Below are 25,654 nucleotides of genomic sequence, written 5' to 3'. Positions count from 1 at the left end.
GCCCTAACCTTCATCGACCGCGAGTCGATCAACGCCCGAGCCGGTCAGGCCCGGTCGTGTGTCCACTTCACGAGCTTCTCGGCCGACCAGGTGTTGACCACCCGGTCGGCCGGGACGCCGCAGAGCGCGGCCCGCTCGCAGCCGAACCGCTGCCAGTCGAGCTGACCGGGCGCGTGCGCGTCCGTGTTGATCGCGAAGCGGCAGCCCGCCTCCAGGGCGCGGCGGATCAGCCGCTTCGGCGGGTCCTGCCGCTCCGGCCGAGAGTTGATCTCAACGGCGGTGTCGTGCTCCGCGCAGGCGGCGAAGACCGCTTCCGCGTCGAAGTCGCTCTCCGCACGGGTACGCGCGCGGTGCCCCCGATCGCCCGGGCCGGTCACCCCCGCCGGGCGGGACGACACCATCCGCCCGGTGACGTGACCGAGGATGTCCAGGTGCGGATTGGCGACCGCCCTCAGCATGCGCCGGGTCATCTTCGACCGCTCGTCCTTCAGGCCGCTGTGCACCGAACCGACCACCACGTCCAGCCGGGCCAGCAGGTCGTCGTCCTGATCGAGTGAGCCGTCGGCGAGGATGTCCACCTCGATCCCCGTCAGGATCCGGAAACCCTCCGGCAGCGCCGCGTTGACCTGCGCCACGTGGTCGAGCTGCCGGCGCAGCCGCTCGGCGGTCAGCCCGCGCGCCACAGTCAACCGGGGCGAGTGGTCGGTAAGCACCACGTACTCGTGGCCCAACTCCACCGCGGCCAGCGCCATCTCCTCGATGGGGGAGCCACCGTCGGACCAGTCCGAGTGGGTGTGGCAGTCGCCCCGCAGGGCGGCGCGCAGCGCCGTGGCCTCGGCATCCAGATCGCTGCCCTCGGTCGCCACCAGCCGGCGCAGATAGACCGGCTCCTCGCCGGCCAGGGACTCCGCCACGCAGCGGGCCGTCACGTCCCCCACACCCGCCAGTTCGGTGAGCGTGCCGTTGCCGGCTCGCTCGGCCACCTCCGCGGCCGGGAGGCCGGCCAGCGCCTTCGCCGCCGAACGGAACGCCCGCACCCGGTACGTGGCCTCGTTCGCCCGCTCCAGCAGGAACGCGATCCGGCGCAGGTCGGCAATGGGGTCCCGAGCGCTCATCCCACCGAACCTAGTGCGTACGAGCCGCGTCAGGGAGCCTTCGGGCAGCCGTGTTTGCGCTGCCACGTGGTCACCTCGGCGGCGGGTTCCCGGTTGCCGCCGCGCCGCCACGAGTCCAGATACCGCGCCGGCCACAGCACGCCGCGCCGGATCCACCACCCGTCCTTGCCGCTGCACGGGGGCGAGATGCCGAAGTGCACGTGGCAGACGTTGTTGGCGTTACCGGTGCGGCCCACCTTGCCGAGCTGCTGCCCGGCGCCAACCCGGACCCCGGCCTCGATGCCGGCGCCGACCACGCTCAGGTGCGAGCCGTAGTAGCGCACACCGTCGTCGCCGAGCAGCGAGACGGACAGGCCGCCGTTGTCCGGGCCCTGCGGTCCACTCTTGGAGTACCTGTCGACACGACTCACCTCAAGCACCTTGCCGTCGGTCACCGCCACGAACGGCTCACCGCAGTCGGCGAACACGTCCGTCGCCGGGTACGCCCCGTGCGTCGTGTGGTAGTCCACGTTGTCGGCGCGTACCGGAAAGACGTGCCGGAGCCCGGCGCGGGGTGCGGTCGGCGACGGCTCGGCCGACGACGGCGTCGGGCTGGCCGGGCGGGACGTCGTCGGCGTGGCCGCCGGCGCCGCCGGCTGCGCACCGGTCGCCCAGACCGCCGACGGCGTCGGCGCGGCCCCGTCCGGTGGCACCCCCGGCCGGGTGGTCGCGCAGCCGGCGGCCAGCACCGGGGCGAGCAGCAACAGGATCGGGTACGCCGGACGCACGCGGCGACCGATCGTCGGCGAGGGCATTCGGTCATCCTGACAGACCGGTACCGTGGGCACGAGCGACGCGCGTGAGGGGAGGGCAACCGTGACCATCGCCCGACCCGACCCCGTCCCGGATCCCGGGCCCGCCCGACCGGCGTCGCGTACCCCGTCGGGGCTCTTCCCGGCCGGGCCGCCGACCAGACCCACCTACCGCGAGCCGCACCCGGTGACCGGCGGCGGTGTCGCCGTCGGCGGTGGCGCGGCGGCTGCCTGGCTGCTGCTGTTCGGGCTGCTCGGCACCGACGTGGCCAGCTACGCGTGGTGGACTGCGGTGGCCGGCCTGCTGGCCTGGCTGACGGCTCTGGTGCTGGTCCGCCACGGCGATCGCGGCGTGGCCACCGGGGTGGCCATCGTCACCGCCGGTGGTTGGAGCATCGCCGCCGCCGTGCTTGCGGTCCGCTGGGCGACAAGCGGTAACTGGCCGCTGTGGTGAGCGTGTTCGGCCCGGCCCGGATCAGGGCGCAGGCGACTGCGCCGCGTGCCCGGTTGGCTGCGTAGCGAACGCCGTCTTGACGTGGCCGTCGAGACTCGGCACCCTCGGGACTATGGCCTGGACCACCCCGCGGCAGGACCCGGATCGCAACCGCCGCCGCCTCCAGTTGCTCGCCGAGTTGGCGGGCGCTCGGGCGGTACGCCAACGCAGCCGGCCGCAGCGAGAGCGCACCGAGCGTCTGCGCCAACTCATCGCCACCCGCCGTCGGGTAGCCGGCTGATCCGACTTTGTCAGGTTTGGCCGGCGTCTCGGGGCGTTGACCGGTCGCCCGCCGACCCGACCGGCTAACGTGCACCCTTGACGAGTCGGCGCTGTGCCGAGGGCTTTTGGGGGAACCGTGTCGTACTTCGCTGCGGCCGTGGTGCGTGACGACAGTGGCTGGACCGCCGCCGAGGTCAGCCTGCGGGGCGCCACCGACATCGATGAGGTCGCCGACCGGCTGCGCGACGTCGACCAGGAAGCCGACGTGTCGCTGCTCTTCGTCGAGGCCGACGACGCGTACCTGGTGATCCTGCGTCTCGACGAGGGCGAGGATCTGCGGGTGTTCGGCTCGGACTCGGCGTACGCCGAGGAGTCCCGGCTGGGCCAACTGCTGGTCGGTGACCTGAAGACGTCAGTGACCGGGCTCGACGGCGACGACGAGCCCCGCCCGGCCGCCGGCGGCGACGAGGAGAGCGAGCAGCCCGCCGTCGATCCGGAGGCCGATCCGGTGGGCGACGCCGATCTGCTGGCCAACCTGGGCATCTCCGCGCAGAAGCTGCTGACGCTCTGCGGGACCGAGGGGATGCTGCCGGCCGACGTCACCGCCGAGATCTGCGAGGTCCTCGGGTGCGTCGACGAGGTCGAGGAGCTGCGTGAGGTCTGACCCCACCGGGTCGGCAGCGTACGGCGGGATCGTGCCCGCGGGCGGCGCGGAGCCGGCCGACGCCACCGATCCGCTGTTGGAGACGATCCGGCCGGGGCAGCCGACGCCCGGCGCGGTGGGTCGAGCCGGCCCGGGCGCGCACGAGGGGCTGGCCGACCCGGGCGACCTCGGTCGGCGGCAGCGGCACGAGCTGTGGATGCGCCGAGCCCTGGAGGTCGCCGTCACCGGCCCGGCCGCCTCCGAGGGCGCCGACACGATCGATGACATTCCGGTGGGCGCGGTGCTCTACGGCCCGGACGGCGTCGAACTGGCGACCGGGCGCAACGAGCGGGAGCTGACCGGCGACCCCACCGCCCACGCCGAGGTGCTGGCCCTGCGCCGCGGGGCGGAGCGCACCGGCCGGTGGCGGCTGGACGGCTGCACCCTTGTGGTCACCCTGGAGCCGTGCACCATGTGCGCGGGCGCGCTGGTGCTGGCCCGGGTCTCCACAGTCGTCTTCGGCGCCTGGGAGCCGAAGACCGGCGCGGCCGGTTCCCTCTGGGACGTGCTGCGCGACCGCCGGCTCAACCACCGTCCGGAGGTCTACGGCGGCGTGCTGGAGGCCGAGACCGGGGCCGTCCTGCGCGCCTTCTTCCGCTGAACCCGAGTGGGCACACTGCCGCGCCTGCCATCGCCTCGCGGTCCGGCTGCGGGCCGGGCGCCCCGGCGATCACACTGCGGGAAGGGTCACCGTGATGTCCAGGCCACCGGCCGGGCGGGGTCGCGCATCGACGGTGCCGCCGTGGGCCCGGGCCACCGCGCGGACGATCGACAGCCCCAGACCGAAACCCCTGGCGCCCGCGACCCGCTCCCGGGACAGCCGGCGGAATGGCTGGAACATCGTCTCCACGTCGTAGCCGGCGATCATCGGGCCGGTGTTGCGCACAGTGAGGGTTGGCTGGCCGTCGACGAGCCCGGTGCGCACCTCGACCCAGCCCTCGGTGGGCAGGTTGTGCCGCAGCGCGTTCTCCACCAGGTTGAATGCGAGCCGTTCCAGCAGCACCGGGTCGCCGAAGACCTGCGCCGGCGCGAGCGAGCGGTGCACCGGGAGGTCGGGTGCCTGCTCCGCGGCCTGGTCCGTCACGTGCGCGCAGACCTCGGCCAGGTCCACAGGCGTACGCTCGGTCAGCTCGTTCTCCGAGTCCGCCAGGGTCAGCAGGCCGTCGATCAGCCGCTCGTGCCGCTCGTTGACCGCCAGCAGCGATTCGCCCAACTGCCGGGTCTCCACCGACGCGTCCGGACGGGTGATGGCCAGCTCCACCAGGGCGCGGTTGAGCGCCAACGGGGTACGCAGCTCGTGCGAGGCGTTCGCCACGAATCGGCGTTGCCCGTCGAACGAGCGGTCGAGCCGTCCCAGCATCTCGTCGAACGTGTCGGCGAGTTCGCGTACCTCGTCGCGGGGGCCGCGGAGCGCGATCCGCTCGTGCAGGCCCCGACCGGCGGTGTCCGCGCCGGCGATCCGTCGCGCCGTGTCGGTGACCTGCTGCAAGGGCTGTAACGCCCGGCCGGCGAGCAGCCAGCCGAAGGCGATCGCCACCGCCGACACCACGACCAACGCGATGCCACCCTGCGTGAGCAGCGACTCCAACGCGCTGCGTTTCGCCTCGTCCTGCGCGTCCTGAAGGAGGGCGCGCAGGTTGTCGACGTTCTGCCCGCTGGGCGTCGTGGCGGTGACCTTCGGCAGGTCCCGCAGGTTCACCCCGAACGGCTGCGGCATCCGCTGATCCACAAGCACGTACGTGACGGCGAGCAGGACCATGCCGGCAAGCAGGAAGAGCCCTCCGTAGATGAGGGTGAGCCGGGCGCGGATGGTCAGGCGTTTCATCGGATCCGGTACCCCGCTCCCGGCACCGTCTCGATCACCGGCGGGTCGCCGAGCTTGCGGCGCAGCTTCATCATCGTCACCCGGACCACGTTTGTGAACGGGTCGATGTGCTCGTCCCAGGCGCGTTCCAGCAGGTCCTCGGCGGAAACCACAGCGCCGTCGGCGCGTAGCAGCTCGGCCAGCACCGCGAACTCCTTGCGGGAGAGCGCCACGTGCCTGTCGTCGCGGCGTACCTCGTGTCGGGCCGCATCGAGCTGGATGCCGGCGCGGCGCAGCGTCGGAGGCGCGGCCGGGCGGGCCCGGCGGGTCAGCGCGTGCACCCGGGCCGACAGCTCGACCAGGGCGAACGGCTTGGTGAGGTAGTCGTCCGCGCCGAGCGCCAGCCCCGCGACCCGCTCCCGGACGGCCGCCGCGGCGGTCAGCATCAGCACCCGCGTCTCCCCGCCCGCGTCCACGATCGCCCGGCACACGTCGTCGCCGTGCACCACCGGCAGGTCCCGGTCCAGGACGACAACCGCGTACTCGTTGACACCGAGCCGTTCCAACGCGGCGTCCCCGTCGTACGCCACGTCGACAGCGAACGACTCCCGACGAAGCCACTCCGCGATGGCGTCCGCCAACATGGTCTCGTCCTCGACCACCAGCACTCTCACCCCTCCATGGTGCTCGGGGTGCGGTAACGGCGGCATAACCGCCGACGGTAACGCCGGGGATACGGCCGCCGGCGTCCACTGGTGCCACGTTCGGCGAACCGCGCCGGACCTGAGCGGAAGTGGACACCATGCGACGACAGATGCTTGCGATCCCCGTCCTGCTCGCCCTGGCGCTGGCCGCGTGCGGCGCGGGAGGCGACGACAGCGGGGTCGCGACCGCCGGCGGGACGAAGGCCGAGGCCACGGCGAGCGGCGCCCCGGTCAGCGACTCGGACCGGCAGCTCGCCTTCGCCCGGTGCATGCGGGAGAACGGGGTGGACATGCCCGACCCGGAGCCGGGTGGCCGCCCCAACTTCCGGTTCGGCGCGGACGTGGACCAGCAGAAGGTCCAGGCGGCCATGGAGAAGTGCCAGGACAAGCTGCCCAACGGAGGGCAGGGACCGCAGCTCAACCCCGAGCAGGCCGAGCAGATGCGCGCCCTCGCCACGTGCATGCGCGCGAACGGCGTACCTGACTTCCCGGACCCGGACGCCGACGGGCGGCTTCGGATCGGGACCGGGGACAACGCGATCAACATCGGCGACCCGGCCCTGAAGGCCGCGCTGGAGAAGTGCCGGCAGCACGCGCCCCAGCTCGGGGGCGGCAAGTGACCGACGCCACCCGACGCCCAGGGCTGCGCGCTGCTGTCGCCGTGGGGATCGTCCTGCTTGTCGCCGCCGTGGGCGTCGTCGCCGCACTGGGCTTCGACGGCGCCGCCGGGGACGCCACCCGCGCCGGCGGCCCGGCGGCGACCGCCCCGATCACCCGGCAGACCCTCGCCGACACGCAGACCGCCGACGGCGAGTTGGGGTACGGAACGACGCGCACCGCCACGGCGAAGCTCAGCGGCACGATCACCGGGCTCCCCGCGACCGGGTCGACAGTGCGGCGGGGCAAGGCGCTCTACCTCGTCGACAACGAGAAGGTCGTGCTCCTCTACGGCGGGCTACCCGCGTACCGGACGCTCGCGCCCGGCATCGATGGTCCGGACGTCACCCAGTTCGAGCGGAACCTCAGGGCGCTGGGCTACACCGGGTTCACCGTCGACGACGAGTACACAGGCGACACCGCCGACGCGGTCCGTGACTGGCAGGAGGACCTCGGTCTGCCCGAGACCGGCCGGATCGAGCAGGGTCGCGTCGTGTACGCCGACGGGGAGGTCCGGGTGGAGAGCCACCAGGCCGACGTCGGTGCGGCCGCGCAGCCCGGTCAGGCGGTGTTGACCTACACCGGCACCAACCGGGTGGTCACCGTCGACCTCGACATGGACGACCAGCGGCTCGCCAAGCGGAAGGCGAAGGTCACTGTGAAGCTGCCGGACGGACGGGCTGTCGCCGGCACGATCAGCACGGCCGAGACGGTCGTCCAGGCCGGCGCGTCCGGCGCGAACGGGCAGTCGTCAGGCGAGGCGGAGACGAAGATCGAGGTTACAGTCGCGGTCACCGACCCGAAGGCCCTCGCCGGCTTCGACCAGGCCAGCGCCACAGTGACATTCACCGCCTCGGAGCGCCGCGACGTGCTCACCGTCCCGGTGGCGGCGCTGCTGGCGCTCGCCGAGGGCGGCTACGGCGTCGAGGTCGTCGACGGCGACGGCAGCCGGATCGTTGCCGTGACGACAGGGCTGTTCGCCGACGGCCGGGTCGAGGTCAGCGGGTCGGAGATCGCCGAGGGCATGACGGTGGCGATGCCGACATGACAGGTGACGTGATCGTCCTCGACCGGGTCAGCAAGCGGTACGCCGGTGGTGTGGTGGCGTTGGACGACGTCTCGTTGCGGATCGGTCATGGCGAGCTGGTGGCCATCGTCGGCCCGTCCGGTTCGGGCAAATCGACGATGCTGCACCTGATCGGCACCCTGGACCGGCCGTCGTCGGGAAGCGTGCTCCTCGACGGGTACGACGCGGCGAAGCTGACCGACCGGGAGCTGTCCGCGTTGCGGGCCACCCGGATCGGCTTCGTCTTCCAGCAGTTCCACCTTGCCCCCGGCGTTCCGGTCGTGGACAACGTCGCCGACGGGTTGCTCTACTCCGGCGTACCCCTGCGGCGGCGTCGGGAACGCGCGGAGGCCGCGTTGGTCCGGGTTGGCCTGGGCCACCGGCTCGGGCACCGGCCGCACGAGCTGTCCGGCGGCGAACGGCAGCGGGTGGCGGTGGCCCGGGCGGTGGTCGGTGAGCCGGCGGTGCTGCTCGCCGACGAGCCGACCGGCAACCTCGACTCGCAGTCCGGCGCCGGGGTGTTGGAGCTGCTGCGCGATCTGCACCGGGCCGGCACGACCGTCGTGGTGATCACGCACGACCGGGAGATCGCGGGAAGTCTGCCCCGGCAGGTGCGGATGCGCGACGGCGCGGTGCGGCACGACTCGGCCTTCGCGTCGGGCGGGGTCGGCTGATGGCGACGCTGACCCCGGCCCGGCTGCGGCCGGCGGACGTCCTGCGCGTCGGTGGGGTGGGGCTGCGGACCCGTCCGCTGCGGGCGTTCCTCTCCGCGTTGGGCATCGCGATCGGCATCGCCGCGATGATCGCGGTCGTCGGCATCTCCTCGTCGTCCCGGGCGGAACTGGACCGCGCGCTCGACGCCCTCGGCACCAACCTGCTCACCGTCGAGCCGGGCGACACTCTGTTCGGCGCGGACGCGCAGCTGCCCGGGGATTCGATCGCCATGATCGGCCGGATCGGTCCGGTGACGCAGGTGACAGCCACCGGGCGGGTCCCCGACGCCAAGGTGTACCGCACGGACCGGATTCCGGCGGCGGAGACCGGAGGCATCGCCACCCGGGCGGCCCGGTTGGACCTGCTGGACGCGGTCGGAGCCGAGGTGGCCGACGGCACCTGGCTCAACGAGGCCACCGCCCGCTATCCGGCGGTCGTCCTCGGCGCCACCGCCGCGCAGCGACTCGGCATCACCACGGCCGGTTCGCAGGTGCGGGTGTGGTTGGGCGGACGGTGGTTCACGGTGGTCGGCGTCCTCGGGGCCGTGCCGCTCGCCCCGGAGCTGGACGCCTCGGCGCTTGTCGGGTGGTCCGCTGCGAGCGACTACCTGGGGTTCGACGGGCACCCGACCACCGTCTACACCCGGGCGCAGGAGTCGCAGGTCGAGGCGGTGCGGTCCGTGCTCGGCGCGACCGCCAACCCCGAGGCGCCGAACGAGGTGGAGGTGTCCCGCCCCTCCGACGCGCTGGCCGCGGCCGAGGCGACCGACGACGCGTTCACCGGGCTACTGCTCGGTCTCGGGGCGGTCGCCCTGCTGGTGGGTGGGGTGGGCGTGGCGAACACCATGGTGATCTCGGTATTGGAGCGACGGGCCGAGATCGGCCTGCGCCGCGCACTCGGGGCGACCCGCGGTCAGGTACGCACACAGTTCCTCGCGGAATCGCTGCTGCTGTCCGCGTTCGGCGGGATCGGCGGAGTGCTGCTGGGCATCGTGGTCACCTCGGGGTACGCGCTGTCGCAGGGCTGGCCGATCGTGGTGCCGGCGTGGGCGATGCTCGGCGGAGTCGGCGCGACCCTGGTGATCGGTGGCTTCGCCGGTCTCTACCCGGCGGTCCGCGCCGCCCGCCTCGCGCCGACGGAGGCGCTGGCCGCCGTCTGACCGAGGTGCCGGTCCGTGCCGGTGTGGCGGGCCGGCGTGGCGGGGATCGGGCCGGCGTGGCGGCCGGGGGCCGGCAGATGCGGAAGAGCGGTATGACTCTGAGGCATATTTATACCTCTGAGTCATACCGCTCTCGGCAGTGACACCCGCCAAACGGGTCAGGCGATGATCGTGTCGAGCGCGATCTCGACCATCTGGCTGAAGGTCTGCTCGCGCTCCTCCGACGTGGTCTTCTCGCCGGTCTTGATGTGGTCGCTCACCGTCAGCACGGTAAGCGCGCGGGCCTTGAACCGGGCGGCGATCGTGTAGAGGGCCGCCGACTCCATCTCCACCGCCAGCACGCCGTAGTCGGCGAGCGTGTCGTAGAGGTCCGGCCGGTCGGTGTAGAAGGCGTCCGCCGCCAGGATCGGCCCGACGTGCATGCTGATGCCGCGCCGCTCGGCCACCTCGACCGACGTACGCAGCAGCCCGAAGTCGGCCACCGGGGCGTAGTCGATCAGCCCGTCGAAGCGCATCCGATTCATGTTCGAGTCGGTGGACGACCCGATCGCCGCGACCACGTCGCGCAGTTGCAGGTCGGTGCTGAGGGCCCCACAGGAACCGACCCGGATAAGCGTCTTCACGCCGTACTCGTTGATCAACTCGTGGGCGTAGATGGAGGCGGACGGCATGCCCATGCCGGAGCCCTGGACCGAGACCTCGACGCCGTTCCAGCGGCCGGTGAAGCCCAGCATGCCCCGAACCGTCGAGTAGCAGGTGGCGCCCTCGAGGTAGGTCTCCGCGATCCACTTGGCCCGCAGGGGGTCACCCGGCATCAGGACCCGCTCGGCGATCTCGCCCGGCTTCGCGCCGATGTGCGTACTCATGGCAAAGATCCTGCCAGGCCGGCGGGAGCGATACCGGTTCGGCGTCCGAACCGGCGGTCCTGTACCCTCGTCGGCGGTGGCGTGTCCGAGCGGCCTAAGGAGCACGCCTCGAAAGCGTGTGAGGGTTAACGCCCTCCGAGGGTTCAAATCCCTCCGCCACCGCTCTGAAATGCAGAAACGCCCGGTCGATCCGTGAGGATCGACCGGGCGTTTCCGCGTCAGAGCTGCTGCTCGCCGCCGTCGACGAACAGCTCGCCGCCGGTCATGAAGCTGCTCTGGTCGGAGGCGAGGAAGAGCGCCGCGTTGGCGATCTCGTCCGGGTGGGCCATCCTGCCCATGGGCACGGTGGAGGCGATGCCCTTCAGCAGGCCGGGGGCCTCCTCGGGGCTGGACGCCAGGCCCGCGAGCCCGGGGGTCTCGGTCGAGCCGGGCACCAGGGTGTTGACCCGGATCTTCCGGCCCATCAGCTCGGCGGCCCAGGTGCGGCCGAACGAGCGGATGGCGGCCTTGGAGGCGGCGTAGACGCTGAACGCCGGAATGCCGCTGACCGCCGAGGTCGAGCCGGTGAGCACGACCGAGGCACCCTCGTTGAGCAGGGGCAGGGCCTTCTGCACTGTGAAGATGGTGCCGTAGACGTTTGTGTCGAAGGTGCCGGCGACGTGCTCGACCGTGATCGATTCGAGCGGGCTGAACTCGCCGCCGCCGGCGTTGGCGAACAGCACGTCCAGCCCCGCGCCGCGGGCCTCGATCGCCCGCATCACCCGGTCCAGGTCGTCGAGCTTGCCGACGTCGCCGGCGATGCCTGTGGCGTTGGCCCCGATGCTTGCCACGGCCTCGTCCAGCGGGCCCTTGCGGCGGCCGGTGACGAAGACGTACGCGCCTTCGGCGGCGAAGCGGCGGGCGGCGGCCAGGCCGATGCCCGTGGTGCCGCCTGTGACGAGGGCGGTCTTGCCGTCGAGCTGTCCCACGATCGATCTCCTTCACAAATTGTGTACCGAGCGGTATTGATCCGACCGTAGCAACCCCTGACCCGCTCCGCAAATTTCTGTACCGATCGGTTTCGGTAGCGGGTAGGATCAGTTGCGGGAGGTGGTGGGCCGTGCCACAACGAGGGCGACCACGCGGCTTCGACGCCGGCGAGGCGTTGGAGCGCGCGCTTGAGGTGTTCTGGCGTCAGGGGTACGAGGGCGCCTCGATGAGCGACCTCACCGCCGCCATGGGCATCAACAAACCGAGCCTCTACGCCGCCTTCGGGAGCAAGGAGGAGCTGTTCCGCAAGGCCGTGGCCCGCTATGCCGAACAGGACATGGAGTACGCGCGGCGCGCTTTCGCCCAACCCACCGCGTACGAGGTCGTCGCCACCCTGCTGCGGGAGAACGTGCTCGCCGTGACCCGACCCGACCGCCCGGCAGGCTGCCTGTCGATCCAGGGTGGCACCGCCTGCTCCAGCGACAACGCGGCGGTGGCCGGATTCCTCGCCACCAGCCGTCTGGCCGGGGAGCACGCCCTCGCCGACCGGTTCAGCCGGGCGGTGGCCGAAGGCGACCTACCCGCCGACGCCGACCCAGCCGCGCTCGCCCGCTTCGTCATGAGTGTCACCGAGGGGCAGGCGATACACGCCGCCGCCGGGGTCGCCCGGGAGGCTCTGCGTCAGACGGCGGAGATCGCGCTGGCCGGGTTCGCGGCCGTTTCCGGGGCGCGGTCCCCCGAGCAGGTCGCCGAGTCCGTCTGAGCAACGGCCGCCCGGGCCCGGCGCGTTCACCGTCCAAGCCGAGCGGCGTCGTTGCCATGGTCTTTCAGGCGACCGAGAAGGTGACAGTTCCGGTGTAGGTGCCCGCGACGGCCGTCAGGGGGATCTGGACCGAGACGACCGGATTCCAGGTCGCCGAGTTGTTGCCGATGCCGTCGGTAAGGGTGAACGCGGTGCGTTCGACGTTGATGATCTCTGCGTCTCCCGCGGTGGGTTGGCCCGAGGTGAACGTGCCGATACCGCTCGTCGCGGTGGCCGGCCCCGACCAGCAGGAGACGTTCGTGCTGGCGATCGAGTGAACCGGAAGGCCGCTGGTGACGAAGTTCGTCGCGACCACAGTCGCGGTCCAGGTCGGCGCCGACAGCAGGCGCTCATCGGTCACCGTGACCGATCCCAGGCTGCCCGAGGCGACTCCGCCGAGGCCGGCGCTGCTCAGGGTGGCCGTCTCCGGCGCGCTGATCGACAACTCGCCCGGCTCGGCGCAGGTCGACCTGGTGACCGTGTCGGTGTCCATGGTGACCGCGCCGTTGATCGCCATCGCCCGACCGTCCACCTCCAGTGCCGCGCCCACGGTGATCGAGGTGAAGGTGAGCAGGTTGCCGCGGAACAGGGAGTTGGCGCCGAGCGTGACGGAGCTGCCCACCTGCCAGAAGACGTTGCACGACTGGGCGCCGTTGATCAGGTTCACGGTGCTCGACGCACCGGTGATGAGTGTGGTGGTGGTCTTGAAGATGAAGACCGCGTTCGGGTCGCCCTCGGCGTCGAGGGTCAGGTCCCCAGCGAGGGTGAACGTGCCCCCGGCTGATTCGTACACGCCTGTGGTCTTGGTGGTGCCGCCGAGTTCGGTCGCGACGACGTCAGTGGTCGTGCGGGAGGCGGCGTTGTTGTAGGCGACGGCGAGGTCGCTCTTGGCCTGCACGGCGGGGCCGTCGTTGGAGTGGATCGCCCCGTTCAGTTGGCCCGGAGGGAATCCGGTCACGGCGGTGCCCGGGCTCACGCCCAGGTCGCCGGTGACGACGCTGAGCCCGGTGTTGGTGACAGTCGTTCCGGCGAGGACCGCGAAGTCCGCGGCCGTACCCAGCGGCACCGGCGACTCGGCGGCGCTCGCGCTGGGAGGCCCGGCCACGATGACCAGGACGGTGGTCGCACCGACCAGGGTCAGGGCGCTTGCTGTCCGGGACATCCTGGTGATCGTGCGGCGGATGCCCGTGCGCGGAAAGGTCGCCATGGTCTCCTCGAAGCTCGACAGGGCGGTAGCTCTTCAGCGCCCCATACTGGCACACCGAGGCACAAATAGGTTGTAATCGGTCATGAGCCGATCAGTCGGTCCACTCCGTCGAGCAACCGTTGCAGCCCGAACTCGAAGAGGCTGTCGACGTTGAGGTCGATCGCCGACCGGGAGAGCCGGGCCAGGTGCGGAAACTCGCCGGCCGCGAGCAGCCGGCCCAGGGCGTCGGCCTGGGCCTCCATCCACTCGTCGTCGGTCAGGCCGGTGTCCTGTTCCGCCTCGGCCCCCTGTTGCAGGTTCACCGCCGTGCCCCGTACGTGGTTGGCGAGGGCGGTCACCAGGTGCAGCTGGGTGTGCGGATCCAGGCCGCAGCCGGCGAGGGCCCGCAGGGCGCATTCGGTGTGCGCGACCGCGTGCGGTGCCATCAGCGGGCGGGTCAGCGAGACGACCTGGGGCAGCCAGGGATGTCGACAGTAGATCGACCACTGCAGCCGGCAGAGCAGCTCCAGGTGGGCCCGCCATCCGGGTGGGAACGTGCCGGGCAGTCGGTGGGCGGCGAACGCGGCGTCCGCCATCAGCAGCAGCAGATGCTCCTTGCCGCGGACCTGCCGGTACAGCGACATGGTCGGCACGTCCAACTCGGTCGCGATGCGCCGCATGCTCAGCCCCGCCAACCCCTCGGAGTCGGCGATCCCGACGGCCGTCCGCACCACCTCGTCGCGGGTCACCCCGTGGGCGGGGCCACGCCGCACCTCGGCCCGGCCCCCCCGAGCGGGCGGCGTCGGCGGCGAGCCGGCGACCACCATGCCCACGCCGGGCACCGCCTGGACCAGGTTCTCCTGCCGGAGCACGGTGAGGGCGCGACTCGCCGTCGCCATGGCGACCCCCCACTCCCGGACGATCTGGCGGGTGGACGGCACCCGGTCGCCGGGGCCCAGCTCACCCGACGCGACGCGCCGCCGCAGCTCCGCGACGATGCGCAGGTACGGGGGTGTGGACTCGTCGATCCCCGTCACCGTCGCCCTTCCCGTCGGCCGGAACCCGACCCTAGCGCACTAGAGCACTGGGAGTCGTCCCGCCGACCCGTCCTGGCGGCTGTCCACGGGTGCACTAGAGCTATCTGGCCACCCGGTGCCCGAGCCGACATGCTCCCCACACGGCGTGTACGCCGTACATGATTTCACGAATGGGGACTGTCATGACATGCATCCCGTACCGCCGATGGGTTGTCGCGATCGGCGCGGCCGCGCTCCTCGCGGCGGCGACGGCCGTCGGCCCGGCCGTGGCGGCCGACCGTCCGGCCGCGGCCGTGGTGCGAACCGACCAGGGCGCCCTCCGCGGGACCGTCGCTGCGGACCACCGGACGTTCGAGGGCATCCCGTACGCGCGCCCGCCGCTGGGCGCGCTGCGCTGGGCCCCGCCGCTACCCGGCCCGCGGTGGACGGGTGTACGCGACGCGTCCCGGCCCGGTGCCGCCTGCGCCCAACTGAAGGGGCTGCCGATGGACGACGCGTCGGCGTCCGAGGACTGCCTCTACCTCAATGTCACCACGCCGCGCACCCCCGTCCGGGCGCCCCGACCGGTGCTGGTGTGGCTGCACGGCGGCGACTTCCGGTTCGGCCAGGGCGACGTCTACGGCGGGGAGCGGCTGGCCGCCGACGGCGACGTCATCGTCGTCACGGTCAACTACCGACTCGGTGCGCTCGGCTTCCTGGCGCATCCGGCGCTGGCCGGTCCGGACGGGTCCACCGGCAACTACGGGTTGCAGGACCAGCAGGCGGCGCTGCGCTGGGTTCGGCGCAACGCGGCGGCCTTCGGCGGGGACCCGGGCAGCGTCACAGTGGCCGGCCAGTCGGCCGGCGCGACAAGTGTCTGCGCCCACCTGGCCGCGCCCGGTTCCGCCGGCCTGTTCCACCGCGCGATCATGCAGAGCAACTCGTGCGCCAACCCCGTCCAGTCCCGGGCCGAGGCGGTCCAGGCCGCGCAGGAGTTCGCCGGGCGGGTGGGCTGCACCGATCCCGGCACGCTCGCCGCCTGCCTCCGGGGGCGGGACGCCGCCACGCTCGTCGACGCCGTCGGCTACCCCGGCGCGGGCGTCGACCTGGGCCCCGCCGTCGACGGCCGTACCCTGCCGGTGGATCCCGCGGACGCGCTGGCCCGCGGCCGGTTGCACCGGGTGCCGGTGCTGACCGGGACGAACCGCGACGAGTCCGCGCTCCAGGTGTGGGGGATGGAACGCAGCGGGATGAACTGCGTCCAGCCGCCCGCTCCGGGCCAGGAGCCCGAGTCGTGCCGGCTCACCGACGACACGTACCGCGAGCAGGTCCGCGCCATGTTCGCCGATCACGCCCAGGAGGTGCTGGCCCGCTATCCGAGCGACGAGACGCGCTCCGCCAGCGAGGCGTTGGGGGCCGTGTGGACCGATCAGGGGTACGCGGAGCCCATCTACACCGCCGCGCTGGCGTTCGCCCGGAACGTGCCGACGTACGTGTACGAGTTCGCCGACGAGGACGCGCCATTCTTCACCGAGGGGCCGGCGCCGACCTTCCCGACCGGCGCGTACCACTGCGCGGAACTGCCCTACCTGTTCGACGTCGACTACGCCGAGGCGCTCACGCCCACCCAGCGACGGCTCTCCGCCGAGATGGTGCGCGCCTGGAGCGACTTCGCCCGCACGGGTCGGCCCGGGTGGCCCCGACTGCGCGCCGACGCACCGTACGTGCGGGTCCTGGCCGGTGGCGGCGGGTCGGGCAGGACTGACTTCGCGGCGGCGCACTCGTACGACTTCTGGCGGTCGCTGCGCGGCTGACGCCGGGCCGGGCGGGCGGTCCACAGCGGACCGGCCGCCTGACGTGGCGGGGTGGGCGTCGGACGGGTCAGCAGGGTCCGGCGCCCTCGTCGAAGAGGCGGCGGGCCCAGTCGGCGTACCCGGCGATGGTTTTTCGGACCGTGCGTCCGTCGTGCAGGAAGAGGTACGCGCGGTCGCCGCTGCGGGCGAGCAGCCCGTCGAGCCGGTGCGTCCCCTGTGGAGCCGGTAGCCGCGTGACCGACGGGTAGCGGGCCCAGACCTCGTCGATCGGCGAGCCGGCAGTGATGCCCTCAGGTGTGCGCATCGGGTCACCGACCCACAGCAGCACCAGTCTGTCCTCGACGAAGACCGGGCTGACCGTGTCGTGGCCGGTGAGCACCGGGCCGCAGGCGTCCTGGTCGGTGCGCAGGGCGCCCCGACGGGTCAGCTCGGCCTCGGTGTCGCCGAACTCGATGTTGCGCAGGCCGTTCAGGTCGATGATCTCGACGTTGCCGGCGGGCCGGTTCGGCGGCATCGGGCTGGGCGGCGACGTACCGCTGCCCGCGATCGAGGCAGCAGTCAGCAGCATGGCAATAAACGCGAATTGTCGCAATTTCATGGAATCCCCCAGTCCCCAACGGGATGGGGCCGCTCAGGTTGCTGCCCGTCGCCGGATTACCGGTTTTCCCACTGTTCGACAAGCTCGTCCCAGTAGTCGGCGCTGAGTCGCCGCCGCCCGTGCGCCAGCCACCCGTCGGTGTTGCGCTCCAGGTGCAGGCCCACCTCGGCGAACGGATCGATCCACGCCCCGCGCTCGACGCCGAGCCGGACCAGCGCCGCGTTGATCGGCCACTCGTCGCGCGGCGCATCGAGAACGTCGTCGAAGCGCGGACCCCAGGACGGCGCGCCGCCCAGCCACACCGCCGCCGCCTGGTGACCGACGCCCCCGCCGAACTCGGCCTCCACGTACGCCACCGGCCCTGACCGCGACCAGCGTGCCAGCGGCTCGACCAGCGCCGGCGACAGCATCAGGCCGAACGGCTGCGCGGCGCTGCGGTCGTCAGTCGCGTAGTCCGGCAGCGACCCGGTCAGCTCCACCACCAACTGCGGGGTGATCGGCAGCAGCGCGAAGTCCTGCCGCAGCTCGCCCAGGACCGCGTGATCCAGCTCGGCGGTCTGCTCGCGGAGCAGGTCCGCGTCCGCGACCACCGCGCTGAGCTGGTAACCCATCGAACCCTCCGCCGTCCACAGCCTGTGGATAGAACGTGTGTACGACGGGTTCCGGGTCCGCCGTTCCCTGGCACGCTACCGGTGCCAGCTGTGGCGATGCGGGCGTCAGGCGCGGTGGGGGAGGTGGGTGACGAACGCGCGCCAGGCCGTCGGCCCGAAGGTGAGCGCCGGCCCGCTCGGGTCCTTGGAATCCCGTATGCCGATCACGCCGGGCAGGTTGGCGGCGACCTCGACACAGTTGCCGCCGTTGCCGCTGCTGCGGCTGCTCTTGCGCCACCGGGCGCCGTTCAGCTCCATGTCTCCGCCACTTCCGTCATCAGCTCGACCGACTGCCAGTGGGACAGCGCCTCGCCGCGCACGTTCTCCCATGCCGCCATCATGGCCGCGATGTCGTCCGGGTCGCTAGCCACGTGTCCCTGGAGCTGGTTGTCGAGGTAGCCGGCGACCCGGTGGTCGTGACTGTTGGCGATCACGAACGGCCCGTTGAGGCCGGCGTACGCGCCGACCGTGCTGGGCACGACGTGCACCCGGACGTGCGGCTCCGCGCACGCCGCGACGACGGCCAGCAGTTGGTCGCGCATTGTCGCCCGGCCGCCCACCGGCCGGCGCAGGATCGCCTCGTCGATGACCGCCGTGAACTGGGGCGGGTCGTCCCGCCTGAGCACGCCCTGGCGGTTGAGCCGCACCGTGAGGTGCCTCTCGATCTCGCCTCGCGGGATCAGGCCCGCGCCGCCGAGCACCGCGCGGGCGTACGCCTCGGTCTGGAGCAACCCCGGCAGGACCGTCGACTCGTACGAGCGCAGCGACACCGCCTCGCGCTCGATTTCCTGCCACGGACGAAACCAGATGGGGTCACGACGTCTTGAAGTGTCCGGCCAGATGTCCGACACGTCCTTGTGGAGGGCTTCCGCTGCCGCGAACCGGTGCCGAGGATGCGGGATGCGCCCCTCGGTCAACCAGCGCGCCGCGGTCTTCGGGTCGACACCGACTGTCTCGGCGAGGGATTCGGTGGTGTGCCCGGTGTCGTTGAGCGCCACCCGCAGAGCGTCGTTCATGGCTCCTCCATCGGATGTCTCGAATATCTGAAGACCATATAGCTACGGGGTGTACTTGTCCGATTACGCGCCCCAGGGTGGTCCACAGAAGACGGCGAGGCCGGTGGAGGCGCAGCAGCCCGGCGGCCGACGTCAGTCAGGGGTCGCCCCGGCGGGAAGGGCGGGGCGGCCCCTTCCACCGCGAAGGAGGCCCGAATTGCCCCGCCGCCGCCGCAACCGGAACCACCTGCCCACCCGTCCCACCTGGCGCTGCGCGGCGTGCGGCATCGCCTGGCCCTGCTCGGCGGCTAAGTTGCGGCTGCTCGGGGAGTACCGGCACGACAGGCTGGCGTTGACCGTCTACCTGGCGACGCTCCAGGCCGAGGCCTGTGAACACCTCCGGGACGTCGACCCGACCCGGCTCACCGAACGCTTCCTCTCCTGGACCCGCGCCCGGGGGTGAGGGCCTTTCGTCAGGGGCGCCAGATGATGATGTCCACGTCCCGTCGCCGCTCGGCGAAGCGGCCCGCACGCGCCGCCGCCGTCAGCAGCTCGCGCAGGTCGGCCTCGAAGGCGGCGAGGCGGTCGGCGAACAGGTGCGGTGCCGAACTGGACAGCGAGAACACGGCCGAGACGGTCTCGTCGACCGAGCGTTCCACGACCATCCCCTGTTCGACGGTGACCCGGGTGGGGCCGGTGAAGCCCGCCGCGAGCATGATCTCCCCCTCGCCGCTGGGAGTGCCCGAGGGCAGCGATCCCTGACCGGCCCGGCGGACCGGCCCCAGGTAGCGCGCGACCAACTCGTTGATCTGCGGCCAGGGCGGGCGGGGGTACGGCAGCAGGTCGTCCCCGGTCACACCCTGGTGCGTGTTGGCGCTGACGTGGACCCAGGCCCCGTCCGGCGCGAGCATGTCGCGGACCCGGCGGGCCACGAGCGGCCGATCCATCCAGTGGAACGACTGCGCGAACGTGGCCACCCGGAACGTACCCAGGTCGGCCGGCAGCGCCTCGGCGCGCAGGTGCCGCCACTCGACGTTTGCGGTCCGTGCCGCGTCGGCTCTGCGCTGCGCCTCGACGAGCATGCCCCGGTCGGGGTCGACCCCCACCGCCGCCTCGAACAGTGGCGCGAGCAGCAGCGTCAGCGAGCCGGGGCCACAGCCGACGTCCAGGAGGCGACCGGTGCCGTCGAGGTCGAGCGCGGCGCGGATCGCCTCGGCAAGTTCGGGTGGATAGGGCAGCCGGCCCACGCTGTAGTGGCGTGCGGTGCCCGCGAACAACGTCTCGTCCCACTCCCACGCCGCGTCAGCCACGATGTCGATGAGACCACAGGGGTGGACCCGGGCCGACCGATATTCGGTCGAGGCGCGTCGGCTGACGAATCAGGGCCGGTCCCCGTGGGGGCCGGCCCTGCCGTTTTTCCTGCTCAGGAGAGCGGAGGATACGAGATTCGAACTCGTGAGGGTGTAAACCCAACACGCTTTCCAAGCGTGCGCCCTAGGCCTCTAGGCGAATCCTCCGCGAGCCAGGATACAGGCCCTCGCCGACCGGGCCACCCCACCACCCCCTGAAGATCGACGGGCCGTCGGGTAGGGTTGGCGTCACCTCCCGTGCGGCGGTATCTCGTGAACCTCCCCAGGGCCGGAAGGCAGCAAGGATAAGCGAGCTCTGCCGGGTGCACGGGAGGCCTTTTCGTCTCCGGCGCCTTGATCCACTCCAGGTCGCCGATGTGGGGCTGTTCTGGGCCGTGGATACCGCCACGTCGCCGAGGTGGAGTCGATCAAGCGCGGCAACCCGCAGCAACCCGGGCTGCCCGGCGGGGTGGGTGGTCAGCCGCGCCCGACCGGCGCAGAATGGCTCGGTCGAGAGGAGGCGGGACGAGTGACGCTGGCGCTCTACCGCAAGTACCGGCCGCGTACCTTCGCCGAGGTCATCGGGCAGGAGCACGTCACCGAGCCGTTGTCGCAGGCGCTGCGCAGCGGGCGGCTCAACCACGCCTACCTCTTCTCCGGCCCCCGTGGCTGCGGCAAGACCTCCAGCGCCCGGATCCTGGCCCGCTCGCTCAACTGTGAGCAGGGCCCCACCCCGGAGCCGTGCGGCAAGTGTGAGTCGTGCCGCTCGCTTGCCATCGACGGCGCCGGTTCGATCGACGTGATCGAGATCGACGCGGCCAGCCACGGCGGTGTCGACGACGCCCGGGAGCTGCGGGAGCGCGCGTTCTTCGCGCCGGCCAGCAGCCGCTTCAAGATCTACGTGATCGACGAGGCGCACATGGTCTCGACCCAGGGCTTCAACGCCCTGCTCAAGCTCGTCGAGGAGCCCCCGGAGTACGTCAAGTTCATCTTCGCCACCACCGAGCCGGAGAAGGTCCTCGGCACGATCCGGTCGCGGACCCACCACTACCCGTTCCGACTGATCCCGCCGAAGGTCCTCCGCCCGTACCTGGAGCAGCTCACCCAGGCCGAGGGCGTCGCCGTCGAGCCGGCGGTCTTCCCCCTGGTGGTCCGCGCCGGTGGCGGTAGCGCCCGGGACAGCCTCTCCGTGCTCGACCAGCTCATCGCCGGCGCCGGCCCGGAGGGCGTGAGCTACGCACGGGCCGCCGCGCTGCTCGGGGTCACCGACGCCGCGCTCATCGACGAGATGTGCGACGCGCTGGCCGCCGGTGACGGCGCCGCCGCGTACGGCACCGTCGACCGGGTCGCCGAGGCCGGGCACGACCCGCGCCGGTTCGCGTCGGACCTGCTGGAACGGCTGCGCGACCTCATCGTGATCCAGCAGGTGCCGGACGCCGCCGCGAAGGGCCTCATCGACGGCCCCGCCGACCAGATCGAGCGGATGGCCGCCCAGGCTTCGCAGCTCGGCCCGGCCACGCTCTCCCGCTGCGCGGACATCGTGCACGACGGCCTGGTCGAGATGCGCGGCACCACCGCGCCCCGCCTGTTGCTGGAGCTGATCTGCGCCCGGATGCTGCTGCCCGGCGTGGACGACTCCACAGGCGGCCTGCTCCAGCGCCTCGAACGGATGGAACGCCGGCTCACCCTGAGCGGCACCGACGCGCCGTCGGCTGCCGCCGGCTCCGCGCCAGCGGCCCACCCAGGAGTACGCCCACAGCACGCCCCTCCCGTCCCGGCTGCCGCCACCCCGGCACCCGCCGACGCCCCGACCTCCGCACCGCCGTGGGACGTCGACCCGACCGCGTCCCCGACCCCGGGCACGCGGTCCACAGGCGCTGCGGGCCCAACCGCCTCGGGCGCTGCAGGTTCGGGTGCTGCAGGTTCGGGTGCTGTGGGTTCGGGTGCTGTGGGTTCGGGCGCTGCCGGTTCGGGCGTTGCGGGCTTGGGCGTCGCTGGCTTGGCCGCTGTGGGTTCGGGCGCTGCCGGTTCGAGTGCTGCCGGTTCGGGCGCTGCCGGTTCGGGCGCTGCCGGTTCGGGCGCTGCCGGTTCGGGCGCTGCCGGCTCGGGCGCTGCCGGCTCGGGCGCTGCCGGTTCGGGCGCTGCGGGCTCGGGGGCTCGTGCCACGGGCGCACCGGGCTCGTATGCCCCCTCGGGGGCCGACTCACCGATTCCGGGATCGCCCGGCGCGTCGGCGTCTACCTCCGCTGACCCGGCCGCACCCGTCTCGCCCGCCGGACCGGGCACCGGCTCGCCGGCCCCGCGTCGCGTGGTGCCGCCGTCGGCGGTGCTGCCCGACCCGGCGACACCCGTGCCGCCCCGCCCCGGAGCGCCGGCCGCCGCACTGGACGCGGTAGCGGTCCGCCGGGTCTGGCCCGACGTGGTCGGCAAGGTCAACCGGACCAACAAGCGGATCGCCGCCCTCATGCGCGACGCGGTCGTGCGGGAACTCGACGGCGACATGCTGGTGCTGACGGTGAAGTCCACAGTGCTGGCCAAGATGATGGCCGACCACGCGGCGGTGCTGACCGACGCGCTCTACGAGGAGTTGGGCGGACGCTGGCAGATCCGCTGCGAGGTGGCCGGCGAGCGGGGTGGCGTGTCGCTGTCCGGCCAGCCGCGCTCGCAGCCGGCCTCGCCGCCCCGCCCAGCGGCGCCGACCGTGGCGGCCTCGCCGTCCAACCCACCGAACGCGCCCGCTGCCGGGCCGACGAGCGCCCCGCCCGCGTCGAACGCGCACGCCGCTGCGCCGAGTGCTGGGCCGGCGGGCGGCGCGTCGACCGTGCACGCCGCTGCGCCGGGTGCCGGGCCGGCGGGCGGCGCGTCGACCGTGCACGCCGCTGCGCCGGGTGCCGGGCCGGCGGGCGGCGCGTCGACCGTGCACGCCGCTGCGCCGGGTGCCGGGCCGGCGGGCGGCGCGTCGACCGTGCACGCCGCTGCGCCGGGTGCCGGGCCGACGGGCGGCGCGTCGACCGTGCACGCCGCTGCGCCGAGTGCCGGGCCGACGGGCGCCCCGCCCGCGTCGAACGCGCACGCCGCTGCGCCGGGTGCCGGGCCGACGGGCGGCGCGTCGACCGTGCACGCCGCTGCGCCGGGTGCCGGGCCGACGGGCGGCGCGTCGACCGTGCACGCCGCTGCGCCGGGTGCCGGGCCGACGGGCGGCGCGTCGACCACGCACGTCTCGGCGAACGCGCCTACCGCCGCCGGCCCGACGAACGCAGCGTTCACCGGAGCGAACTCGGCAGGTACTGCCGGCCCGGGTTCGCGTGGCGGTGTCGGTGCGGACGGATCGACCGGTCACGGTGTTGGAAACCAGGGCGGCGGGCAGCCCGCCGAGTCGGCTGCCGATGAGGACGACTGGCCGGAGGCGGCCCGTCCCGGCGGCAACGCTCCTGCCCCGGCCACGGATGCCCCAGCCACGGATGACGAGGACTGGCCGGAAGCCGCCCGACCCGGCGGCGCCGCCACGGGCAACGGTGTCCCTGGCGATTCCGGCTCAGCACCCGTGCCGCTCAGCACGAACGGTGCTGGCGGCCCTGCCGGCCCCGGTGCGGCCAACGGCTCCCATGGCTCCAACGGCGGCAGTCCAGGTGGCACAGGTTCGACGACCGGTAGGCCGGACGCGCGGGCGGCCAACCCGACACCGGCGGCCCGGCAGCCGGCGACAGCCGGTGGCGCCCCGGTGAGCAGCGCCATCGCCGCGGCTCGCGCGGCGGCGGCGGGACGCGGTCCGCGTACCGCATCGGCTGCCCGGCCCGTCGCGGACGCCGAGTGGGCCGGCGAACCTCCCTACGACCCGGACTTCGACGGCCCGCAGCGTGGCGGACGGCCGGGTGGCGCGGCACCGGCGGCGACCCCAACCTACGAGGGGTTCGACCCGGGCGACGAGCCGTTGGACGAGGTCATCGACGAGAAGACCGCCCGGGAGTCGAGCGAGGAGCAGGCGGTACGGCTGCTGCGCGATACCTTCGGGGCCGAGAAGATCGACGAGGTCGACGCCCGCTAGGCCCTCGTCCCCTTGATCGTTGGCAGTTGAGCGACTCGACACGCCGAGCACCGCCTCGCTGAAGTGCCAACGATCGCCGTGCCCGTGCCGCTCAGCCACGTCAGGTCGGCGCGGCCGAGCGGCTCTGTGCGGGCCGGTCAGCGGGGGTTTCGGCGAGTAGGGCGCCCAGGCAGCAGGCCCACACCGGAAAGGGCAGCACCGCTACGCGTTCCATGCCGCCGACGCCGATCCCGAAGCCCTGCTGGGCGAAGAACAGTACGGTTCCCGCCAGCGCGGTGAGCCCGGCGGCAACGGTGAGCCCTCGCCACCGGCCGAGCACCGTGGTGTTCGGCGCGAAGCCGGCGAGGAGCAGGCCGACGTTGCCCACTCCCATGATCAGGAATGCGCCGAGGACGTGCCGGTTCTCATCGACGTCGGCGGGGTTGAGGGCCGCCAGGGCGTACCCGCCGGCAGCCAGCAGGAGGAGGGTCTGCGCCGAGCGCACCACGGCGCCGCGACCGAGGAGCCGCCAGGTCAGCAGCAGCCCGGCGGCGAGCAGGACGGCGGTGGCGAGCGTCGCGGCGTTCATCAGCGGGTGCCAGGGCGAACAGACGTAGCGCGGTCGGGTGGTGTCCCAGATCCCGCAGTGCGCGTTGCCGAGGTCGCTGATGTTGTGGGTGGCCCAGCTGTAGGCCGGGTCGTGCCAGCGCAGACCTGTGACGAGGCTCGCGACCAGGAAGATCGGTACGGCCGTCACCCAGCAGAGCGCGCCGACGCGGCCGGTGCGGTTGAGGTTCATGCCGTCGAGCACACCAGCGCGACGGGTCGCCGCGCACTACCCGCAGATGGCCGGTTCGGGGTAGGGGTAGGCGTACCCCGGAGGGCTCGGCGTGGGCGGACGCACCGGGCGGGGCGTGGTCGGTCCCAGCGGTTAGGCTGGTCGGCGGCCGAGCAGACGAGCGCGAGAAGGAGCCATCCGTGCGCCCAGGTGGACAGCCCAACATGCAGCAGATGCTGAAGCAGGCGCAGAAGATGCAGCAGCAGATCGCCGCCGCCCAGGCCGAGCTGGCCGAGGCCGAGCTGACCGGCACCGCCGGCGGAGGGCTGGTCACCGCGACCGTCTCCGGCTCCGGTGAGCTGAAGACCATCAAGATCGACCCGAAGGCCGTCGACCCGGACGACGTGGAGACGCTTGAGGACCTGGTGGTCGCGGCCGTGCACAACGCCGCCGAGGCCGCGCGCGAGTTGACCGAGCGCAAGATGGGTCCGGTCGCCGGCGGCATGGGCGGCCTCGGCCTGCCCGGTTTCTGAGCCGGCAGATGTACGAGGGCGCCATCCAGGATCTGATCGACGAGCTGGGGCGACTGCCGGGCGTAGGCCCGAAGAGCGCACAGCGGATCGCGTTCCACGTCCTGTCGGCCGACCCGGCCGACGTCACCCGGCTGGCCGGCGCGCTGCGCAAGGTCAAGGAGCTGGTGCGCTTCTGCACGACCTGTTACAACGTGGCCGAGTCCGAGCAGTGCCGGATCTGCCGCGACCAGCGCCGCACCGACGAGGTGCTGTGCGTGGTGGAGGAGCCCAAGGACGTGGTGGCCATCGAGCGGACAGGTGAGTTCCGCGGTCGCTACCACGTGCTCGGCGGCGCGATCAATCCGCTGGAGGGGATCGGCCCGGACAACCTGCGCATCCGGGAGCTGATGACCCGGTTGAGCGGCGGCGCGGTCCGGGAGCTGATCCTGGCGACCGACCCGAACACCGAGGGCGAGGCGACCGCCACCTATCTGGCGCTGATGGTGAAGCCGATGGGCATCGCGGTGACCCGGCTGGCCAGCGGGCTGCCGGTCGGGGGCGACCTGGAGTATGCCGACGAGATCACACTGGGCCGGGCCTTCGAGGGCCGTCGAGCGGTCTGATCCCTCGGCCGGTGATGTGCGATCGGTGAGCCGGTGATGACGCC

Annotated in this window: 28 protein-coding genes, 2 tRNA genes and 1 other RNA gene; 16 read left to right on the top strand and 15 right to left on the bottom strand. The window is 72.6% G+C overall.

All coding sequences use genetic code 11. The annotated features are described in order from the left end of the window. Nucleotides 1-44: 44 nt before the first annotated feature. Together OOJ91_RS20165 and OOJ91_RS20160 are read right to left on the bottom strand one after the other, a co-directional pair. Nucleotides 45-1,115, bottom strand: coding sequence for a PHP domain-containing protein (locus OOJ91_RS20165; protein WP_266247106.1), 1,071 nt, complete (start codon nucleotides 1,113-1,115; stop codon nucleotides 45-47). Between the two features lie 29 nt (nucleotides 1,116-1,144). Beyond that, a complete protein-coding gene (locus OOJ91_RS20160) occupies nucleotides 1,145-1,909 on the bottom strand; it encodes a M23 family metallopeptidase (RefSeq protein WP_266247105.1) in 765 nt (254 codons plus the stop codon). Nucleotides 1,910-1,970: 61 nt separating this feature from the next. Here OOJ91_RS20160 and OOJ91_RS20155 point away from each other — a divergent pair, with 61 nt between their 5' ends. The 4 genes from OOJ91_RS20155 (at nucleotide 1,971) to OOJ91_RS20140 (ending at nucleotide 3,925) form a co-directional block, all read left to right on the top strand. Then, nucleotides 1,971-2,360 carry a hypothetical protein gene (locus OOJ91_RS20155; RefSeq protein WP_439117085.1) on the top strand — a complete coding sequence of 130 codons (390 nt, stop codon included), beginning with the start codon at nucleotides 1,971-1,973 and terminating at the stop codon, nucleotides 2,358-2,360. Nucleotides 2,361-2,472: 112 nt separating this feature from the next. Beyond that, on the top strand, nucleotides 2,473-2,640 hold the full coding sequence (locus tag OOJ91_RS20150; protein ID WP_266247104.1) for a hypothetical protein: 168 nt from the start codon (nucleotides 2,473-2,475) through the stop codon (nucleotides 2,638-2,640). A gap of 117 nt (nucleotides 2,641-2,757) precedes the next feature. Next, on the top strand, nucleotides 2,758-3,285 hold the full coding sequence (locus OOJ91_RS20145; RefSeq protein ID WP_266247101.1) for a tRNA adenosine deaminase-associated protein: 528 nt from the start codon (nucleotides 2,758-2,760) through the stop codon (nucleotides 3,283-3,285). A 196-nt stretch (nucleotides 3,286-3,481) separates the two neighbouring features. Then, complete coding sequence (locus OOJ91_RS20140; RefSeq protein ID WP_266249774.1) at nucleotides 3,482-3,925, top strand: nucleoside deaminase; 444 nt, start codon at nucleotides 3,482-3,484, stop codon at nucleotides 3,923-3,925. Between the two features lie 69 nt (nucleotides 3,926-3,994). Here the strand turns inward: OOJ91_RS20140 and OOJ91_RS20135 are convergent, their stop codons facing one another. Both OOJ91_RS20135 and OOJ91_RS20130 read right to left on the bottom strand, forming a co-directional pair. Further along, nucleotides 3,995-5,149, bottom strand: coding sequence for a sensor histidine kinase (locus tag OOJ91_RS20135; protein ID WP_266247098.1), 1,155 nt, complete (start codon nucleotides 5,147-5,149; stop codon nucleotides 3,995-3,997). Continuing rightward, the gene (locus tag OOJ91_RS20130) at nucleotides 5,146-5,802 is read right to left on the bottom strand and encodes a response regulator transcription factor (RefSeq protein ID WP_266247096.1); all 657 of its coding nucleotides are present in this window, start codon (nucleotides 5,800-5,802) and stop codon (nucleotides 5,146-5,148) included. Before OOJ91_RS20130 ends, OOJ91_RS20135 begins: the two co-directional genes overlap by 4 nt. Before the next feature lie 140 nt (nucleotides 5,803-5,942). Here OOJ91_RS20130 and OOJ91_RS20125 point away from each other — a divergent pair, with 140 nt between their 5' ends. From OOJ91_RS20125 to OOJ91_RS20110, 4 genes are read left to right on the top strand one after another with little or no spacing between them, the layout of a single operon-like run. Beyond that, the gene (locus OOJ91_RS20125; RefSeq protein WP_266247094.1) at nucleotides 5,943-6,452 is read left to right on the top strand and encodes a hypothetical protein; all 510 of its coding nucleotides are present in this window, start codon (nucleotides 5,943-5,945) and stop codon (nucleotides 6,450-6,452) included. After that, the gene (locus tag OOJ91_RS20120; protein WP_266247092.1) at nucleotides 6,449-7,537 is read left to right on the top strand and encodes a peptidoglycan-binding protein; all 1,089 of its coding nucleotides are present in this window, start codon (nucleotides 6,449-6,451) and stop codon (nucleotides 7,535-7,537) included. The genes OOJ91_RS20125 and OOJ91_RS20120 overlap by 4 nt, the downstream gene beginning before the upstream one ends. Continuing rightward, nucleotides 7,534-8,229, top strand: a complete 696-nt coding sequence (locus tag OOJ91_RS20115; protein WP_266247089.1) for an ABC transporter ATP-binding protein — start codon at nucleotides 7,534-7,536, stop codon at nucleotides 8,227-8,229. The genes OOJ91_RS20120 and OOJ91_RS20115 overlap by 4 nt, the downstream gene beginning before the upstream one ends. Then, nucleotides 8,229-9,428, top strand: a complete 1,200-nt coding sequence (locus OOJ91_RS20110; protein ID WP_266247087.1) for an ABC transporter permease — start codon at nucleotides 8,229-8,231, stop codon at nucleotides 9,426-9,428. Before OOJ91_RS20115 ends, OOJ91_RS20110 begins: the two co-directional genes overlap by 1 nt. Before the next feature lie 158 nt (nucleotides 9,429-9,586). Here OOJ91_RS20110 and deoD read toward each other — a convergent pair whose 3' ends face one another. After that, complete coding sequence (gene deoD, locus OOJ91_RS20105; protein ID WP_030328147.1) at nucleotides 9,587-10,294, bottom strand: purine-nucleoside phosphorylase; 708 nt, start codon at nucleotides 10,292-10,294, stop codon at nucleotides 9,587-9,589. 75 nt (nucleotides 10,295-10,369) lie between these two features. Here deoD and OOJ91_RS20100 point away from each other — a divergent pair. Continuing rightward, nucleotides 10,370-10,456 (top strand) — tRNA-Ser (locus OOJ91_RS20100). Nucleotides 10,457-10,512: 56 nt separating this feature from the next. On the opposite strand, the gene OOJ91_RS20095 is transcribed toward OOJ91_RS20100, so the two are convergent. Then, nucleotides 10,513-11,262 carry an SDR family oxidoreductase gene (locus tag OOJ91_RS20095; protein ID WP_266247082.1) on the bottom strand — a complete coding sequence of 250 codons (750 nt, stop codon included), beginning with the start codon at nucleotides 11,260-11,262 and terminating at the stop codon, nucleotides 10,513-10,515. Between the two features lie 131 nt (nucleotides 11,263-11,393). Here OOJ91_RS20095 and OOJ91_RS20090 point away from each other — a divergent pair, with 131 nt between their 5' ends. Further along, nucleotides 11,394-12,026, top strand: a complete 633-nt coding sequence (locus OOJ91_RS20090; protein ID WP_266247081.1) for a TetR/AcrR family transcriptional regulator — start codon at nucleotides 11,394-11,396, stop codon at nucleotides 12,024-12,026. Nucleotides 12,027-12,090: 64 nt separating this feature from the next. On the opposite strand, the gene OOJ91_RS20085 is transcribed toward OOJ91_RS20090, so the two are convergent. Both OOJ91_RS20085 and OOJ91_RS20080 read right to left on the bottom strand, forming a co-directional pair. Then, nucleotides 12,091-13,227: an ice-binding family protein gene (locus OOJ91_RS20085; RefSeq protein ID WP_266247079.1), complete on the bottom strand. Its 1,137-nt coding sequence runs from the start codon at nucleotides 13,225-13,227 to the stop codon at nucleotides 12,091-12,093. A 125-nt stretch (nucleotides 13,228-13,352) separates the two neighbouring features. Beyond that, complete coding sequence (locus tag OOJ91_RS20080; RefSeq protein WP_266247076.1) at nucleotides 13,353-14,288, bottom strand: TetR/AcrR family transcriptional regulator C-terminal domain-containing protein; 936 nt, start codon at nucleotides 14,286-14,288, stop codon at nucleotides 13,353-13,355. 170 nt (nucleotides 14,289-14,458) lie between these two features. On the opposite strand from OOJ91_RS20080, the gene OOJ91_RS20075 reads away from it, so the two are divergent. Continuing rightward, nucleotides 14,459-16,081, top strand: a complete 1,623-nt coding sequence (locus tag OOJ91_RS20075; RefSeq protein ID WP_266247074.1) for a carboxylesterase/lipase family protein — start codon at nucleotides 14,459-14,461, stop codon at nucleotides 16,079-16,081. Nucleotides 16,082-16,148: 67 nt separating this feature from the next. Here the strand turns inward: OOJ91_RS20075 and OOJ91_RS20070 are convergent, their stop codons facing one another. The 4 genes from OOJ91_RS20070 to OOJ91_RS20055 form a co-directional block, all read right to left on the bottom strand. After that, a complete protein-coding gene (locus OOJ91_RS20070) occupies nucleotides 16,149-16,643 on the bottom strand; it encodes a hypothetical protein (protein WP_323178578.1) in 495 nt (164 codons plus the stop codon). A 92-nt stretch (nucleotides 16,644-16,735) separates the two neighbouring features. Next, entirely contained in the window at nucleotides 16,736-17,290 is a 555-nt protein-coding gene (locus OOJ91_RS20065) for a hypothetical protein (protein WP_266247070.1), read from the bottom strand. Between the two features lie 105 nt (nucleotides 17,291-17,395). Beyond that, nucleotides 17,396-17,587 carry a DUF397 domain-containing protein gene (locus OOJ91_RS20060; RefSeq protein WP_266247067.1) on the bottom strand — a complete coding sequence of 64 codons (192 nt, stop codon included), beginning with the start codon at nucleotides 17,585-17,587 and terminating at the stop codon, nucleotides 17,396-17,398. Beyond that, the gene (locus OOJ91_RS20055; RefSeq protein ID WP_266247065.1) at nucleotides 17,578-18,345 is read right to left on the bottom strand and encodes a helix-turn-helix domain-containing protein; all 768 of its coding nucleotides are present in this window, start codon (nucleotides 18,343-18,345) and stop codon (nucleotides 17,578-17,580) included. Before OOJ91_RS20055 ends, OOJ91_RS20060 begins: the two co-directional genes overlap by 10 nt. 196 nt (nucleotides 18,346-18,541) lie before the next feature. Here OOJ91_RS20055 and OOJ91_RS20050 point away from each other — a divergent pair, with 196 nt between their 5' ends. Continuing rightward, on the top strand, nucleotides 18,542-18,787 hold the full coding sequence (locus tag OOJ91_RS20050; RefSeq protein WP_266247063.1) for a flavin reductase: 246 nt from the start codon (nucleotides 18,542-18,544) through the stop codon (nucleotides 18,785-18,787). Between the two features lie 10 nt (nucleotides 18,788-18,797). Here OOJ91_RS20050 and OOJ91_RS20045 read toward each other — a convergent pair whose 3' ends face one another. Together OOJ91_RS20045 and OOJ91_RS20040 are read right to left on the bottom strand one after the other, a co-directional pair. Further along, on the bottom strand, nucleotides 18,798-19,634 hold the full coding sequence (locus OOJ91_RS20045) for a class I SAM-dependent methyltransferase (protein ID WP_266247061.1): 837 nt from the start codon (nucleotides 19,632-19,634) through the stop codon (nucleotides 18,798-18,800). A gap of 122 nt (nucleotides 19,635-19,756) precedes the next feature. Further along, nucleotides 19,757-19,841 (bottom strand) — tRNA-Ser (locus OOJ91_RS20040). Nucleotides 19,842-19,923: 82 nt separating this feature from the next. Here OOJ91_RS20040 and ffs point away from each other — a divergent pair. Then, an RNA gene (gene ffs / locus OOJ91_RS20035) (signal recognition particle sRNA small type) lies at nucleotides 19,924-20,013 on the top strand. Between the two features lie 189 nt (nucleotides 20,014-20,202). After that, nucleotides 20,203-23,718 (top strand): DNA polymerase III subunit gamma and tau, encoded by a 3,516-nt coding sequence (locus OOJ91_RS20030; protein WP_266249773.1) that lies wholly within the window; start codon nucleotides 20,203-20,205, stop codon nucleotides 23,716-23,718. 100 nt (nucleotides 23,719-23,818) lie between these two features. Here the strand turns inward: OOJ91_RS20030 and OOJ91_RS20025 are convergent, their stop codons facing one another. After that, complete coding sequence (locus OOJ91_RS20025; RefSeq protein ID WP_266247059.1) at nucleotides 23,819-24,496, bottom strand: DUF998 domain-containing protein; 678 nt, start codon at nucleotides 24,494-24,496, stop codon at nucleotides 23,819-23,821. 203 nt (nucleotides 24,497-24,699) lie between these two features. On the opposite strand from OOJ91_RS20025, the gene OOJ91_RS20020 reads away from it, so the two are divergent. Together OOJ91_RS20020 and recR are read left to right on the top strand one after the other, a co-directional pair. Continuing rightward, nucleotides 24,700-25,008 (top strand): YbaB/EbfC family nucleoid-associated protein, encoded by a 309-nt coding sequence (locus OOJ91_RS20020; protein ID WP_266249772.1) that lies wholly within the window; start codon nucleotides 24,700-24,702, stop codon nucleotides 25,006-25,008. An 8-nt stretch (nucleotides 25,009-25,016) separates the two neighbouring features. After that, nucleotides 25,017-25,610, top strand: a complete 594-nt coding sequence (gene recR, locus OOJ91_RS20015) for a recombination mediator RecR (RefSeq protein WP_007466277.1) — start codon at nucleotides 25,017-25,019, stop codon at nucleotides 25,608-25,610. Nucleotides 25,611-25,654 lie beyond the last annotated feature (44 nt).

This window comes from Micromonospora lupini (assembly GCF_026342015.1).
Taxonomy (GTDB): domain Bacteria; phylum Actinomycetota; class Actinomycetes; order Mycobacteriales; family Micromonosporaceae; genus Micromonospora; species Micromonospora lupini_B.
Note: the sequence above shows the minus strand (reverse complement) of the source record. Positions and strands in the feature narration are given on the sequence as shown.